Source organism: Trichocoleus sp. DQ-A1, assembly GCF_039961955.1.
Classification (GTDB): Bacteria; Cyanobacteriota; Cyanobacteriia; order Cyanobacteriales; family FACHB-T130; genus FACHB-T130.
The window spans coordinates 364,181-379,124 of sequence record NZ_JAMPKE010000001.1 but is presented as its reverse complement, the minus strand read 5'-3'; the positions used below and the strand labels follow the sequence as shown (position 1 = coordinate 379,124).

The 14,944-nt window shown below is 46.6% G+C and carries 13 protein-coding genes; 7 read left to right on the top strand and 6 right to left on the bottom strand.

Annotation, left to right across the window (positions count from 1 at the left end):
• Positions 1 to 54: 54 nt before the first annotated feature.
• The gene (locus tag NDI33_RS01680; RefSeq protein WP_348245610.1) at positions 55 to 2,640 is read right to left on the bottom strand and encodes a CHAT domain-containing tetratricopeptide repeat protein; all 2,586 of its coding nucleotides are present in this window, start codon (positions 2,638 to 2,640) and stop codon (positions 55 to 57) included.
• Positions 2,641 to 2,742: 102 nt separating this feature from the next.
• On the opposite strand from NDI33_RS01680, the gene NDI33_RS01675 reads away from it, so the two are divergent.
• Positions 2,743 to 2,961, top strand: coding sequence for a hypothetical protein (locus NDI33_RS01675; RefSeq protein ID WP_190528860.1), 219 nt, complete (start codon positions 2,743 to 2,745; stop codon positions 2,959 to 2,961).
• Between the two features lie 293 nt (positions 2,962 to 3,254).
• Here the strand turns inward: NDI33_RS01675 and ilvC are convergent, their stop codons facing one another.
• Both ilvC and NDI33_RS01665 read right to left on the bottom strand, forming a co-directional pair.
• Positions 3,255 to 4,250, bottom strand: coding sequence for a ketol-acid reductoisomerase (ilvC, locus tag NDI33_RS01670; protein ID WP_190410160.1), 996 nt, complete (start codon positions 4,248 to 4,250; stop codon positions 3,255 to 3,257).
• Between the two features lie 168 nt (positions 4,251 to 4,418).
• The gene (locus tag NDI33_RS01665) at positions 4,419 to 5,147 is read right to left on the bottom strand and encodes a DUF3891 family protein (RefSeq protein ID WP_190410159.1); all 729 of its coding nucleotides are present in this window, start codon (positions 5,145 to 5,147) and stop codon (positions 4,419 to 4,421) included.
• A gap of 228 nt (positions 5,148 to 5,375) precedes the next feature.
• On the opposite strand from NDI33_RS01665, the gene NDI33_RS01660 reads away from it, so the two are divergent.
• The 3 genes from NDI33_RS01660 (at position 5,376) to NDI33_RS01650 (ending at position 9,126) form a co-directional block, all read left to right on the top strand.
• Positions 5,376 to 6,323 carry a DUF4349 domain-containing protein gene (locus NDI33_RS01660; protein WP_190678408.1) on the top strand — a complete coding sequence of 316 codons (948 nt, stop codon included), beginning with the start codon at positions 5,376 to 5,378 and terminating at the stop codon, positions 6,321 to 6,323.
• Between the two features lie 178 nt (positions 6,324 to 6,501).
• A complete protein-coding gene (locus NDI33_RS01655; protein ID WP_190678599.1) occupies positions 6,502 to 8,046 on the top strand; it encodes a SagB/ThcOx family dehydrogenase in 1,545 nt (514 codons plus the stop codon).
• Positions 8,047 to 8,184: 138 nt separating this feature from the next.
• Positions 8,185 to 9,126 carry a ribonuclease III domain-containing protein gene (locus NDI33_RS01650; RefSeq protein WP_190410157.1) on the top strand — a complete coding sequence of 314 codons (942 nt, stop codon included), beginning with the start codon at positions 8,185 to 8,187 and terminating at the stop codon, positions 9,124 to 9,126.
• Positions 9,127 to 9,446: 320 nt separating this feature from the next.
• Here NDI33_RS01650 and NDI33_RS01645 read toward each other — a convergent pair whose 3' ends face one another.
• Positions 9,447 to 9,800 carry a PhoD-like phosphatase N-terminal domain-containing protein gene (locus tag NDI33_RS01645; protein ID WP_199299647.1) on the bottom strand — a complete coding sequence of 118 codons (354 nt, stop codon included), beginning with the start codon at positions 9,798 to 9,800 and terminating at the stop codon, positions 9,447 to 9,449.
• 401 nt (positions 9,801 to 10,201) lie between these two features.
• On the opposite strand from NDI33_RS01645, the gene NDI33_RS01640 reads away from it, so the two are divergent.
• A complete protein-coding gene (locus tag NDI33_RS01640) occupies positions 10,202 to 10,582 on the top strand; it encodes a response regulator (protein WP_190410155.1) in 381 nt (126 codons plus the stop codon).
• 24 nt (positions 10,583 to 10,606) lie between these two features.
• On the opposite strand, the gene NDI33_RS01635 is transcribed toward NDI33_RS01640, so the two are convergent.
• Both NDI33_RS01635 and mnmE read right to left on the bottom strand, forming a co-directional pair.
• Positions 10,607 to 11,200: a class I SAM-dependent methyltransferase gene (locus tag NDI33_RS01635; RefSeq protein WP_190436525.1), complete on the bottom strand. Its 594-nt coding sequence runs from the start codon at positions 11,198 to 11,200 to the stop codon at positions 10,607 to 10,609.
• Between the two features lie 127 nt (positions 11,201 to 11,327).
• Positions 11,328 to 12,713 (bottom strand): tRNA uridine-5-carboxymethylaminomethyl(34) synthesis GTPase MnmE, encoded by a 1,386-nt coding sequence (gene mnmE / locus NDI33_RS01630; protein ID WP_190410153.1) that lies wholly within the window; start codon positions 12,711 to 12,713, stop codon positions 11,328 to 11,330.
• A 59-nt stretch (positions 12,714 to 12,772) separates the two neighbouring features.
• Between mnmE and NDI33_RS01625 the strand changes: the two genes are divergently transcribed.
• The gene (locus NDI33_RS01625) at positions 12,773 to 13,771 is read left to right on the top strand and encodes a mechanosensitive ion channel domain-containing protein (RefSeq protein WP_190410152.1); all 999 of its coding nucleotides are present in this window, start codon (positions 12,773 to 12,775) and stop codon (positions 13,769 to 13,771) included.
• Entirely contained in the window at positions 13,746 to 14,882 is a 1,137-nt protein-coding gene (locus NDI33_RS01620; protein WP_190410151.1) for a mechanosensitive ion channel domain-containing protein, read from the top strand. Before NDI33_RS01625 ends, NDI33_RS01620 begins: the two co-directional genes overlap by 26 nt.
• Positions 14,883 to 14,944 lie beyond the last annotated feature (62 nt).

The window sequence follows — 14,944 nt, the reverse complement described above, 5'->3', positions numbered from 1 at the left end:
GTCTCGTCTTTGGGCCTTTGCGCGAAAAATATTTGTATGTACTAACCGCGATAGTTATCTGGGTTCCCCAATTAAGGTGAATCCTGCCCAGTCTTTAGGATTGGGATTTTGTTGCTTGATTTTGAGCATGGCTTGGCGCAAGGCTTTGGCTTTATCGTCGTTCTGCTTCAACTGCTTGTAAAATTCACTCATTAACGCACCTGTGGGAGCATCTGGCTCAGACCACAAAGGCACGATCGCAGTCGGAACACCCGCTGCAATCAGAGAAGTAGACAAACCAATTACTCCATCGCCAGTTGTTTTACCCTTGCCGTTTTCAACAGCAGTGAAAACGACTAATTCAGGACGCAGGTGTTGCCCTTTGGGTTGGGCAAAAGATTCCAGAATTTCAGCAGAAGTAAGTAAGCCATTATCGGAACCACCGGGAGAAAGTGCGATCGCACCGGGTACACCTTGGCGCTTCACATCATCCAGAATCGCATAAGTTCCGAGATGAACGCTCTTCGCTTTCCGCATCTGTTCCAAAACCGCCGCCTTTGTCGCCTGGTTGCCAATTAGCAAAGATTTTGTCTTGAGAAAATCAGCGATTTCTAAGGCTTGCTGTTCTGCATTTGCTAGCGGCGGTAACGCTTTCGGTGCTTGCCCCAGTGCTGGTGCAATTCGCGGCATCACGGGATTTCCGACCACCAGACGATTACCCCCAGACGTTTTTCCTCGTTGTTCTTTGGTTAAAGCAAGTACCTGAATTGCCGGTGCTGTCAGAATGGTATGTTTATCGATCAGGGAGTTGCCATAAACATCCACTAAAGCCGCAAACGGAATCCGAAACATTTCTTTTTGCGGAATAAAGATAACACGGGCATTTGGGTCTTCTGGCAATAAATCGGCAATTGGTTTAATTAATAGTTGATGCAGTTGCAGCAACGGTTTGGGCTGAATGATTGGCGCTTTCGCTGGTGAGGAAGTTGCATTTCCGGCTGGCGCTTGTCCTGAACTTTCTTTGGGTTTCGGAGGATTGGCAGGCGCTTGCAATCCTAGAGATTCAGGAATTTTGGCAATTACATTTTCGATGGAAGAGACGGGGAAAATTGTATTTTGGGCACCCAGTTCGATGCGACGAAACGTCACTTCCCCACTAGGCGGAATCACCCAAACATAAAGTCCTTCATCGGGAATAATTGAATATTCAACGAGTGTGGCGTTTTCTTGTTTGGCGATTTTTTTAATTTCTTCAATCGTGGGGAAAGTCAGCTTCTTCGGTGCGGGTTTTAAACCCGCTCCCACGGGTTCGGTAGATAACCGCAGCCGCAATAAATCGACAATCGACCTGATCCGCCCTTGTTCAGCCATTTCTAAGGCGGCAATCGGCTGTTTTTGAGCAATTAAAACTTGTTGCAAGCGCTGATAAGTCGTTGTTTGCGCGTCCAAATAGCGATTGGTGCTGCCTAAGTTGGCACGGATAGCATCCCAAGTTTTAACTGAATTGAGTAAGGTTTCTTTGGCTTCTTCTGGTTTACCTGATTTGAGAAGCGCGAATGCCAAATTATTCAGCGCCGTCCCTTCTGCCAAGCGATCGCCTGTTTTCCTCGCCGCCTCTAGGGGTTCTTGATACAGCGCGATCGCTTGCTCAAATTGCCCCGCATTTTGGTAAGTTTTTGCCAAATTATTCAGGGCAATCAGTTGCAATGCGGCATCACCACTTTTTTGAGCGATCGCAACTTGCTGTCTTCTGACTTCAATCGCTTCTGGATATTGCCCCTGCGCCTCGAAAGCGTCCGCAATACTGTTGAGAAAATACCCTTCTTCCGTGACGTTGCCGCTTTTCCGAGCAATTAGCAACTGCTGCTGATAAAAGTCAATGGCTTCCGGGTATTGTCCCAAGGTGCGATAAGCTTCTGCCAGGTTATTGAGAGAATCCAGCACTGCATTCGGATTGCGGCTTTCTCGTGCCGTCGCGAGCTGTTCTTTGTAAAGTGCGATCGCTTCTGGATATTCTCCCTCTGATTCGTGAGCGATTCCCACATTCCCTAGAAAAGCCGCTTCTCGTTTTGGGTTGCCGATTTCTTGTCTCAGCTTTTGCGCTGCATCGCGAAAATCTTTCGCTTGTTTTTCATCCCCCAGATAGAAGTAAGCATTGCCCAAATTATCTAACGCCTTAGCCGCGCCCGGTTGATCGCCGATGCCTTGCAGAATGTCTAAGCTCTGGTAGTAGAATGCAAGCGATCGCAAATATTGCCCTAACGTGAAGTAAGTTTCGCCAATATTCAACAGCACATTCGCTTCACCCGGGCGCGAACCGATCTCTTGGTAGAGTTTGAGTGCCCTTTGCAAAGACTTTAAGGCTTCTTGAAATTGTCCCGTTTGATGCTGCCGAATTCCTAGTTGCAGCAGTTTGTCTGCGTTGAATTCGCTAGCGCTTTGCCTGTCAGATGTCTGGGATCGATTATCAATGGTGACGGGATCTGGTTTAACAACCTGTTTCGTTATGGCTGCTTTCTCTGTACGGGCGGTTTGTAAGCTTTTCCTGACACCACTGATAAAATCCTCGTCTCCTTGCGCCTGGGAATTCTTCAGGATATTTTCTCGTTCCGATGCTGCTGATAAGGGGGGTAATAAATAGAAAGGCGCGAGTAAAGACAAGACAGCCGCCCAAAACAGATAAAATCCCTTTTGACTGTTTAACTTTTCCTGTTTTTGAGGGAACAATAGAAGAAAGTACCTTAGAAAAATTTTCATACGATTGTGGATAAAAAGACAGTTACGCCATTGGTGATTATTTTAGCTTTGATGTTTATTGGTTTTGGCGATCGCGTTCTGCCAAAACCCTTAAGTACAGCTAGTTTCAACACCCGAACCGCTTTGAATAATTCTTTACTGGGATTATTTCCTACCAAGAAACCCAGAAATGTTTACGAGCGAACCGAAAAAGCCATTGAACAAGAGGAAAAAGGAACCAAATAGTTAATCGGTAATGGGTTAGTGGAAAATGTTCATTCCCATTATCCATTACCGATGACTGGTACTTCCGAGCGCATTTATAAAGAAAAAGGAAAGTTGTCAGGGAGCCGGTTTTTCTCCATATAAAACTTTACACATAATAAATAAGCAGCAATCCTTCCCGGTTAGTGCTGTAATCGTTGGGGGAATCTTAAATGAGGCATCATAAAGAATGAATTGGTATTGCACAAACTTAAAAACCCGTTTTCTTTAAAGAAAACGGGTTTTTAATCAGGGTTATTTTCCTGTCTAACGGCTTATACTTTCTTCAACCAGCTAAACATTGCCCGTAAATCTTTGCCAACTTCCTCAATAGGATGTTCGGCTTCCTGACGCCGCATCGCTGTAAATCCGGCTTTTCCAGATTGATTTTCTAGCACAAATTCACGAGCAAATTGACCCGATTGAATTTCTTGGAGAATTTTCCGCATCTCAGTGCGGGTTTGGTCGGTGACAATCCGAGGGCCACGGGTCAAATCGCCATACTCAGCAGTATTGGAGATACTATCGCGCATTTTGGCTAAACCGCCTTCCACAACCAAGTCAACAATCAGTTTGACTTCATGGAGACATTCAAAATAAGCCAATTCCGGCTGATAGCCAGCAGCAACAAGCGTTTCAAAACCCGCTTTAATCAGCGCACTTAAGCCGCCGCAAAGCACAACTTGTTCGCCAAATAGATCGGTTTCAGTTTCTTCCCGGAAAGTCGTTTCTAAGATTCCGGCACGAGTACCGCCGACACCTTTCGCGTAAGCCATCGCGCGATCGCGTGCTTGTCCAGTGGCATCTTGATACACCGCAAATAAACAAGGCACACCTTCACCCTGTTCGTAAGTGCGTCGCACCAAATGTCCTGGTCCCTTCGGTGCTACCATCACTACATCTACATTCTCAGGCGGGACAACCTGACCAAAGTGAATATTGAAGCCGTGGGCAAAGGCTAATACCTTTCCTTCGGTTAAATGAGGCGCAATTTCATTGGTATAAACTGTTCTTTGTGCCTCATCAGGCAGCAGAATCATAATGAAATCAGCCGCTGCGGCAGCATCAGCGACCGTGTGGACAGCTAAACCAGCTTCTTTCGCTTTTTGAGCCGACTTACTACCCGGATACAGCCCGACAATGACATTCATGCCACTATCTTTGAGATTGAGGGCGTGGGCGTGACCTTGAGAGCCATAGCCGATGATAGCAATGGTTTTTCCGCTTAATAAATCTAAGTTGGCATCGTTGTCATAATACATCCGGGCCATAGGGGCAACTCCTTGGAGCAAGCATCTTGAGTAGTGCAAACTCTTAATTCTATCAAACTACGTCAAGATCACCCTAGGCTTAGAAAATTGGTAATGGGTAATGGTTAGTAGTCGCGAGTCCTTGGTTTGTTGCGACTGACTCATGACCAATTACCCATTATCCATTCGTCAAGACTTCACTAACGTCCACTCTAAAAGGTCGATCGGTGCTTCTTGAAGTGCGTGCGTGAGTTCATCATTTGAGTCGAATTTCACTTGGCTGAGATAGCACGCTTCCACATTTACCGTAAACTTTTCCTCTTCAAAAGGCCAAGGTTTCACGGTGAGATTCCCATCGCTACGCTGCACCACATCATAGCGCTTTCCGTCTGGCCCCTTGCTGATTTCCAAAGCCCGCTCACCAGCAGGCAACTCGTGATTGCAGAGGATGAGTGAGAAGCGATCGCACCATTGCATAAATGCATAAGCTTTATCGGCTTCCTTTTGGGTAATCTTCAACCCCTTAATCCATTGCTTTTGATGCTCTTTTTGCTCATCCAGAAATTTGTCCAATTCTGGCGACTCTCCCCGTTTCCCTTCATTGAGAAAGCTGGTATGCATCGAAATCAACAAAGCAACCCAGCGCCCTCGGTAGCGGGAATTCTGCGTCAGTGTAGCCAGCTTTTTGAGATCCGTTTTCTTGTCGAGGGTAAAGTCCAAGGGTGCCCCCGCTTCGGTGAGGTGATTTCCTTCCCACTCGCGTTCTAAGTCGTCGTGATGGGAAATTGCCGCTACCGTCTCGATCAAGCGTTCTGGGCGATCTTTTTGGTGCCAGTGACCCGCTATTTGAGCAGCTAGCAAGGCATGGGCGCGATGATAAATGACTTCCCAACCATTTTCAACTAAGTTAGCAATCACGAAAAACAGTCCTTTTTTCCTCGAATTCTCGATCTAGTGTGAAGTAAATTAACAAAGCACGTATCTAGCTTAGGGAAGCCGTTAGATGCGATCGCGCTCATCGGATTAGAGAAAGTATCGTCGCCCTTTCCTATCACCGCAACACCCTGTGTTGCATAAACCGCAACAATCAGCGTGCCCCTTTTTTCAGTAAGGCATACTGGCAATAACTAAATTGGGGGTTATGCAATGAACGGCTCACTTCATCCAAAGCTAAAACCTTCTTTATTCTTAAGCGCCTTGCTGGGAGGCATCGTTTTAACCAGTTGTGCCTCTTCTTTTGAACAAAAGACACAACTGGCGCAACTCGCGCCTACCGCCCCAAATTCAGAGCCAATGGCAAATTCAGCAGCCGAAGCCGGAGCCGTTCGCTCCCAAAACATAGCAAGCCCTGCTGGGGCGAAGGCTCAGGTGCCGAGACAGCGCCCCCAATTGATCAAAAACGCCGAACTATCGGTGAGTGTCAACTCCATCGAAAAAAGTATTGAAATCGCCTCAAAAATTGTTAAACAACAGCAGGGCGACTTGCTAGGATTCCAAGATCAAAAACCCAAAGACGAAAACGCCCGTCACACTGCATCCATGCAAATTCGGGTTCCTCAAGAGCAGCTCGAAACCAGTCTCGATTTCTTAGCAAAACTGGGAACCGTACAGCGCCGCACCCTCACCGCTGAAGATGTTACCGATCAACTCGTGGATAACGAAGCCCGACTGCGGAACCTGCGGAAACAGGAAAGCACCTTACTCAAAATTATGGAACGCTCCGGCTCAGTGGGGGATGTCTTGAAAGTTGCCAACGAACTCAGCAACGTGCGGCAAAATATCGAACAGCTGGATGCACAACTGAAAAGCTTACGCAGTCGAGTCGCCTACTCTACCATTACCCTAACTTTGGAAGAAGCTGTTGCAGGTATTCCCCCAGCGCGACCTTTAGGTTCAGACGTTCGGGAAACCTGGAACCAGGCAACGCACTCTTTGGGCGAACTCACCACCAGCTTGATCCGGTTGGCGATTTGGTTAGCAGTTTTCAGCCCATTTTTGCTGGTGTTAGTGGCGGTTCCCGTTGGCTATCACCGCTTCAAGCATCCGCGATCGCAATCAGCCCCTCAACCGTCCGAACCCCCGCACGTCGGTTAATCTGCGGGTTTGTCAATCTTAATTTTAAGAATTGGGGAAACTGCTATTCGCCCCGAAAGACCGTTAAAACAGGACGAATCCAGAACGACACAGATTTATTTGTACTTAACGGTACGACACGTTTGCTGCTGGGGATGGCAAGATGGAAGGCGAAGCGGAAGCGTTGCTAGACAGCTGTATGCCAGAATTGCGAGTATCAATTGCTCAGCACTATCACGAGCGGACTAAATACGATCCCCAGACGCTCGCCTCTAAGAGCCAGGGGCTGGACTGGGAGCGTCAACCAGTGCCTTTTAAAGACTACAAAATTGGCTCAACCTATGACCTGAAGCCCTATTTAACAGAAATACCAGAGGCGTTAGTCGATGAGGGCGAAAAAACCCAAGCATGGCGTCGCCTGTCGCGGCTGCTGTTTTGCAGCTATGGCTTGACGGCTAAAGTAATGACAATGGGAAATCCGATGTATCTGCGGGCAGCCCCCTCCGCCGGGGGATTGTACCCAGCGGAGATTTATTTAATTTCCCGTGGGACGCCGCTTTTACCACCCGGACTCTATAACTATCAGCCTCAGAGCCATTCTTTAATTCATTTTTGGGAAAGTGATGCCTGGAAAGCGCTGCAAACAGCTTGTTTTTGGCATCCGGTGTTAGACAGTATCCAATTGTGCCTCGTCACCACAGCCGTCTTCTACCGTTCTGCTTGGCGCTATCAAGACCGAGCTTATCGGCGGATTTTTTTGGATACGGGGCATCTGCTGGGCAATATTGAGCTGGCGAGTGCCCTCAATGACTACCGCCCTCACTTAATTGGGGGGTTTGCGGATCGGGCAGTGAATGAGTTACTTTACCTCGATCCAAAGGAGGAAGGAGCAATTTGCGCGATCGCTCTGGCAGACTTGCTGGATGTGAAACAAAACTTGCCCCTCAGTCCGACTGCATTGCCCTCTGTCACCCAAACGGACTATCCTAATATCCCCGATGGTGAATTGCTCGGCTACTGCCACCAAGCAACGCAGATTGAGGAAACCCAGCAGATAACGGGCAAAACGCCCATCTCACAAGATGTCCTGCAACCGCCAACTCCCGATGATAAATACAACTTTCCCTTCTGTCTCAAGGTTTCAACCGTCACGACGCCAATTGATTGGGCAGCAAATTTGCACGACTTGGAAACAACCATTCTCAAGCGGCGCTCGACTCGTGCCTACACGGGGGAAGATCTAACTCTAGAGGAACTGAAAGCTTTATTAGATTTCACCTACCAACCCCAGCACTACATCGACCAAGGTTTAGATAGCTCTCCAGACTATTTTGATTTAAATTTAATCGAAACCTTTATCGCCGTGTCTGGGGTAGAAGGACTGGAGGAAGGCTGCTACTATTACGCACCGAAAGCTCAGGAATTGCGGCAAATCCGCTTTAAAAATTTCCGCCAGGAATTGCACTATCTGTGCCTGGGGCAAGATTTGGGTAGAGATGCGGGAGCGGTGCTATTCCACACAGCAGATTTGAAAACAGCTGTGGCGCAGTATGGCGATCGCGTTTATCGTTATTTACACATGGATGCCGGTCATTTAGGGCAACGGCTGAATTTAGCCGCCATTCACCTTGGTCTAGGCGTCAGCGGCATCGGCGGCTTCTTTGATAACCAGGTGAATGAAGTCTTGGGTATCCCTGCTGATGAAGCGGTTGTGTACATCACCACCTTAGGGCGTCCGAGATAAAGGCAAGTAAAAGGCAAAAGGAAAAAGAAAAAATCGTTGTAAATTTTAAGATTGCCCATTGATTTTTTCAATCTCAAATCTAAAATTTCTTTTTCCTTTTGCCTTCGTTAATTAGGCATTTCATAGAGGAAAAAGAAGATGGCATGGAACCCAGAAACGGTCGAAAATAAAATTGGCCTCCGTTTCAAAGACAAGAACCTACTCCGCCTCGCCCTAACCCACACCTCCTTTGCCACCCAAATCGGCGAATCTGGGCAAGACAATCAGCGGTTAGAATTCCTCGGCAAGGCGATTCTCAACTTCGTGGTTGCTGACTACCTTTACGAACGCTGCCCCTATCTAGAGGTCAGCAAATTCTCAGTTTTGCAAGACAAGCTCGTTGAGGGAGAAAGGCTGACCAAGCTTTGGTTCCAATTAGGGTTAGGAGAAGACCTGTTGCTGGGTTCGGGTGAAGACTGGAACCTGCTGCGCCAGAAGGTGAATAACCCCTTTAAAGATGCATGTGAAGCGTTATTAGGTGCAATGTACCTCGATCGTCGTTTCTCGCAGACGCAGAAATGGATCGTCAAGCACTTAATCGCTCCGGTTCTGGAGCATCATCTTCAAAACTTGAAGGAGCGTAAGCAGCCGAATAAACAGTTAGAATTTTTGGGCGACGGGATCATCAATGCTGCTGTCTCCGATTACCTGTATCGCAAATTTCCCCACATTCGTACAGGCATTCTCTCCACTTTGCGAAAGCAGCTGATCAACTCTCACAAGTTAGCTCAATTGAAGTCTCATCTGAGGTCGGAAGACTCAATTTTACTAGGGCGAGAGTCGGAAAAAATTGGCAGTTTATCGTTCAAGGCAATATTAGGGGAAGTCTACAATTACCATGAACGTAGCTTCTCTGATACGTGTAATTGGTTTAAGCGCTTTATCCAAGAAGATGAAGTTTTTACTCTGGCAATCCCGTTACTTCTGGAAGACGGAAAACACAAGGAGTGGATTATCAAGAAAGTCATGGGATATGAAGGTCAGCGATACAAAGAAGGCGTAGAACGCTTTAATCAGCTGATGGAGCGGGAAGTTTCTTAAAAAGTCAGGACTTACGCACGAGTAACGGAAAAATGAACCGCGTTTGCGGAGCCTGCGCGTTAGCGCTTAGGCACGAAGGAATAAGAGTTTGAGAGAGTTTTTGCGTAAGTCCTAAAAGTGCTAGATACTGTTAGCGTAGCGGCGTACTTGCGGACTGATCGACTTATTCTCTGTTCCAGGAGCAGTCTGGAAGAGAAAATATAGAGCGGATATACGACTTTTGTAGTGCGGAAACTGCCTTGTGCGGGGGCGCTGTAGATGTTGATATCAGATAATCTTGGAAGGGGACTCGATAGAATATCTGCTGACCTAATGGCAAGTCAGCCAGGTAAATCCGTGTAAATCCGTGCTGTGAAATCGCTGTTTTCCAGGGCAGCAGGTCCCACAACCCGCTGCACATTCCGGAATGACTCGGTTGTCGAATATTTCACAATCATGCGTCCAGGGCGATTACAACGGCTCCATACGACGGCGCTGTTACCTGTGATGTCGCCGCTAGCAACCCCAAACGGGATTTGCGGACGCATCTTATCCGATGTCACAATAGCAGGGGCAGCGACTTGTGCTTGTCCAGATTTTGATAATAAATCTGCGGCAACGATCCCGCCTCCAGTCAGGGTACAGCCAAGTAGAAACCGACGACGGTTCAGCCGCGATCGCAGTTTTCCTTCCATGAATTGAAAATTATTAGTTATAACCGATACATAGAGTTGAATAAAAATCGGAACCCAAACACGACTCTGTATGCTTACGTATAAGGATGTTGACCGGAATTTGGCTTCTCCGTATTTAGACGGATATTTACATAATCTTTACAGCTTTTCTGGAAAAACTCGGAGGAACTTTGAAGATTAAGCAAAGATGTCCGTTGATTGATAATCGGATTTCACAGCGATCGCTTAAAATATAACGGAAAGAAACCGGAAAAATTACGTGTATTTACGTAAACAATTTTTAGACTCATAAGCGAAAATGAGCGGAAGTAGATAAGTTTTATCTAACCAAAGGCAATTCGACTTGGGGTGCGCTGATTTTTTTCCCGCGAACATTTGAACCTCGTAAGTAGGTAGGAGTTATGACTACAGTTCTGGTGGTGGAAGACAGTCACACGCAACGGGAGATGATCTCACGCCTCCTTCAAGAGAGCGGGCTGAGTGTTACTGTGGCTTGTGACGGTGTCGAAGCGCTGGAGCAAATGGAGGGCAATTGTCCGGATTTAGTGGTGCTAGATATTGTGCTACCCCGGATGAATGGCTACGAAGTTTGCCGTAAAATTAGAGCCGACTCCAAAACCCAGAAGGTAGCTGTGGTGATGTGTTCAGCCAAACGGGAAGAATTCGATCGCTACTGGGGAATGAAGCAAGGCGCAGATGCCTATATTTCTAAACCTTTTGAACCCCACGAGCTAGTCGGAACCGTTAAACAATTGCTGCGAGAAACAAGTGTGAGGAACTAAGTTGGGCAGAGGGTGAGCAATGCCTTACTCTCCTTGTCCATAAGTTCGTTGATAAAGCCGCGATCGCACGCGGTTACACATGATTTCGTCTAAGCAAAGCCATCCCCATTCTGGCTTCAAGTGAGGTCGCTTGTTTGGGGTAATAATTATCATTGAATGGGCAATTAGACCTAGTTGGTAAACGACGATCGGCAAACGTGACTCTGGCAGCAAATGCATCGCAAAGCTGCACACAATCAAACTATAATGCCGGTTGTTGAGAATTCCAGAGGCAATGTCCTCAAAAGTATAGGGTTCAGCTTCTTTACCCGTGCGATTTAAATAGGCATTGTAGGTATAGGGATCGATGCCATCAATGTTGGTACATCCTAAACTTTGCAGCGCTAAAGTTACTTCGCCGCTGCCACAAGCTAAGTCTAATACTTTGTGAAAATCTAGCTGCCACTGACTGGCTGCAAGTTGCAAAACTTTTTGAATGGCGGATTCTTGAGGATTTCGGTATTCATCTCCAAATTGTTCGTAGAAACCTTGGACGCTATATTGTTCGTATCCTTTCCGAATCGCTTGGCGCTGGTTAGAAGAGGTAGATTTTCCTGAGTTTTGCTTGTGCTTGTGCATAATATTAAATTGTCTGTATTGTGATTATGCCCTCAGCTTGAATGGGGCTATACAAACAATTAGCCCTACCTACGGGGGCTACAGAATAATGCATTTTGGTAATAGAGACTTCTGAAAAACTCATTACCTATTTCCCAATACAAAATCGGCTAAAAATGCGATCGAGAACCGATTCTGTGACTTCCTCTCCGGTGATTTCTCCTAAAGCTTGAATGGCACCCCGCAAGTCAATTGTCCAGAAGTCGAGAGGGAGTTGATCGGTAATCGTAGCCAGCACTTGTTCCAAAGAAGTTTTAGCCCTCGTTAGCGCCGCTGCTTGCCGCTGGTTAATCGCTAAATCCAAGTCGGCTGCCTTGAGGTTGCTGGTGTGTACGGCATCCAAAATGGCTTCTTCTAGGGCGTCAATGCCTTGGTTATGGGCGGCTGCGGTGGGTACAACCCGGTGAATAGTGTCTGGGAGGGAAAATTCTGGAATCTCCCCAACCAGGTCAACTTTGTTAATCACTAAAATGAGGGGGCGGTGTTGTACCTGTTCGTAGATTTCTCCATCAGCGGGCGTCCAACCGGCTTGGGCATCAATGGTGAGTAGTACCAAGTCAGCGGCTTGGGCGGCATCGCGCGATCGCTCAACCCCAATCTTTTCCACGACATCAGCGGTATCCCGAATCCCGGCAGTATCTAGCACTTGCACGGGAATTCCACCGACGACCAGAGTCGATTCTACAACGTCGCGAGTGGTGCCGGGAAGGTCGGTGACGATGGCGCGATCGCTCCGACTCCAAGCATTCAGCAAACTCGATTTCCCGACGTTGGGACGCCCGACAATTGCCACTTTTAAGCCAGTGCGGAGGAGTTCGCCTTGTGCGGCAGTTGCCAAGATTTTTGTAGTTTCTGCCAATATCTGCTCGATTTGGGCGATGATATCCGCTTCATCCAACGGTGGCAAGTCTTCCTCAAAGTCGATTCGGGCTTCAATTTCTGCCAAGATGTCGAGGCAAGTGGTACGCAGGGAGCGAATCGGCTTTTGCAACTTCCCTTGCAACCCGGCAAGCGCTGATTGAGCCGCTTGAGGCGATTTCGCTCCCACGAGATCGGAAATACTCTCCGCCTGCGTCAAATCCAAACGCCCATTCAGAAACGCCCGCAGGGTAAACTCTCCCGGCTGTGCTAATTTTGCCCCCGCCTCCAAACACAGCTGCAATACCTGCTGCACTGGCATAATTCCGCCGTGGCAGTGGAACTCTACCACATCTTCGCGGGTGTAGGAGCGAGGCGCTTGCATCATCAACAACAGTGCTTCATCTACCACATCATGCGTCTGGGGATGGCGCACATATCCGTAGAGGATGCGGTGAGATTCCCACTGCTGCTTCCCTGGTGCGTGGAAGAGGGTACGCGCGATCGCGATCGCTTCCGCTCCCGATACGCGCACGATCCCCACACTCCCCTGCTGGGGAACAACAGCGGTAGCGATCGCGGCGATTGTTCCCCCCTGCACAAACGTTTCAGACATCTTGCCTTGAGATTCGGGTTAAATGAAAAGCTTATCAATTTCCATTCTGCTGTAATAAAGTGGAAGAATTACCAGAATTCTCAGAAGTTGTGCAATTAGTTTCTTCCCAGGCTCTTGAAGCCTATCAAAAAGTCGTTAAGCCTTATGAGGGTTTATTGGGAGTTGTCATTGGGCTAGCGATCGCTGACACTGCCATACACTTAATCCCGGCTTTTTTTCAGTCGGGTTTAATCGAATTTGCAGTTAGTTTATCTCTCGCGATCGCTGCCTGTTGGTTGGGTTCTCGCCTGTTTAAGCGGGTTTTTGATATCTATCTCTTAGATGCTGCGATCAACAGCGGACGTAAAATCAATAGCGAACTGCTAATTCTGGCTAAATTAATTGCTAATTTCATTATTGTATTTTTGATTATCGTTATTTTTGCCGAAACTCATAAAATTAATATTTTTGGTTTAGTAGCCAGTTTAGGGATTGGCGGCTTAGCTGTTGCCTTTGCTGCTCAAAAAACTTTGGAACAAGTATTAGGAGGCATTGTCATTTATCTCGATCGTCCCTTTGTTGTCGATGACTATATTGGCTTGCCAGATGGGATTTTTGGCAGAGTTGAGTCAATTGGCTGGCGTTCCACCAGAATTCGCACCTCTGGCAAAGGAACATTGGTAATCGTACCGAATAGTTCCTTAACACAGGTGAATATTGAGAATTTTTCGGGTGCCAAGAAAGTTATGGCTCTCATCTACTTAAACTTCGACCGAAAAATTGAGAACGAAGAACGTGCCTTAATTCGTCAAGTCATCTTAGACAGTACAGAGGATATTTTTGGAATCGACTCGCGCAACACCGAAGTTACATTTAAAGATTTGAGCAAGGATAGCGAGAGCAAAACGCAAGCACAAATCACTTTTTTTATCTTAGGTTCTAGCGAAGTGTCGATGGGATTGCGGCGTCAACTCCTCGATATTGCGAGTCAAAATATTACAGATAAATTGAAATATTACGGGATTGTCTTCGACATTGAAGAACCAACAATTTATGTGGATTCACCCATTACTATCTAATCTAAACCTTGCCGATATTCGTTATCAGGTTCTTCAAATTGATATTTCCAAACCCCTTATTTTCTTGCTGTTTGTCCTCCTGTCTTTGCTATTGGGACGATACACACCTGGGATCAGCAAATTAATCGTCCGCCGCTTTGCATCGGAGAAAGTAACGAGTATTTATGAAGACTTAATCGAGCCAATCAAACACTTGTTTAGAGTGGCGGGTACATTTATCCTTATCTCTCTTTCTCTAACCTGGATTGAAGATTATCAATCCCTTTATAAATTAATCAAACCTTTTGTAGATTTAGCTGTCATTGTTAGCGTAGCTTGGTTAATATCCCGGTTGTTTCGGCAGTTTATCCGAATTTATGGAATTGATATACTTGGGAAATTTAGTCGAGATTTTGATGAACTGATTTTGGTAATTGAGACTTTAGTAAATGTTGCGATCGGCTTCATCGCCATTCTGGCTTTTGCTCAAAGTCAGCAATTCAATTTAGTTGGCTTGATGGCAAGTTTAGGCATTGGTGGATTGGCGGTGGCGTTTGCGGCTCAAAAGACTCTAGAGCAGCTTTTAGGGACGATTGTTTTGTATTTAGATCGCCCTTTTGTTCCTGGGGATTATATTCGTCTGCCTTCAATTGGCAATGTACCTGGAGGTTTGTTTGGTCGCGTTGAATCGATTGGTTTGCGCTCTACTAAGATTCGCACGGCGGCTAAAAGTACGTTATATATTGTGCCCAATTCCACATTGGCAAATTTAGAAATTGAGAATGTGACGATGGGCAAGAAGGTAATGGTTTTACTTTATCTAGATTTTTTTGGGTTACTAGAAGATCGGGAACAGGCGCTAGTACAGCAAGTCATTAATCAGAGTACAGACTCTGTGTTCGGGATCGATCCAGGTAGTACAAATATTACTTTAATAAATAATGCGGAAAAGCAAACAACGAGAGCGAGGGTAACGTTTTTTATTCTGGGTTCCAGTGAAAACTCGATTCAACTGCGAAAGCATCTACTGGAATTGGCGAACGAAAAAATCTCCAAGCATCTGCTCGAGTATGGCATAGAGTTTAAGATGCAGGAACCAACAATTTATGTTGAGTCACCAGTGACTATTTAATGACGCCTATACAGTTATGGCTAGATAGGTCATCCTAGAGACTGCCAGCGCGTTAGTCATCT

Coding starts and splice junctions, on each gene's coding strand:
- ilvC (WP_190410160.1), bottom strand. CDS start 4,250: ATGGCCCGGATGTATTATGACAACGATGCCAACTTAGATTTATTAAGC.
- NDI33_RS01660 (WP_190678408.1), top strand. CDS start 5,376: ATGAACGGCTCACTTCATCCAAAGCTAAAACCTTCTTTATTCTTAAGC.
- NDI33_RS01655 (WP_190678599.1), top strand. CDS start 6,502: ATGCCAGAATTGCGAGTATCAATTGCTCAGCACTATCACGAGCGGACT.
- NDI33_RS01650 (WP_190410157.1), top strand. CDS start 8,185: ATGGCATGGAACCCAGAAACGGTCGAAAATAAAATTGGCCTCCGTTTC.
- NDI33_RS01645 (WP_199299647.1), bottom strand. CDS start 9,800: ATGGAAGGAAAACTGCGATCGCGGCTGAACCGTCGTCGGTTTCTACTT.
- NDI33_RS01640 (WP_190410155.1), top strand. CDS start 10,202: ATGACTACAGTTCTGGTGGTGGAAGACAGTCACACGCAACGGGAGATG.
- NDI33_RS01635 (WP_190436525.1), bottom strand. CDS start 11,200: ATGCACAAGCACAAGCAAAACTCAGGAAAATCTACCTCTTCTAACCAG.
- mnmE (WP_190410153.1), bottom strand. CDS start 12,713: ATGTCTGAAACGTTTGTGCAGGGGGGAACAATCGCCGCGATCGCTACC.
- NDI33_RS01620 (WP_190410151.1), top strand. CDS start 13,746: ATGTGGATTCACCCATTACTATCTAATCTAAACCTTGCCGATATTCGT.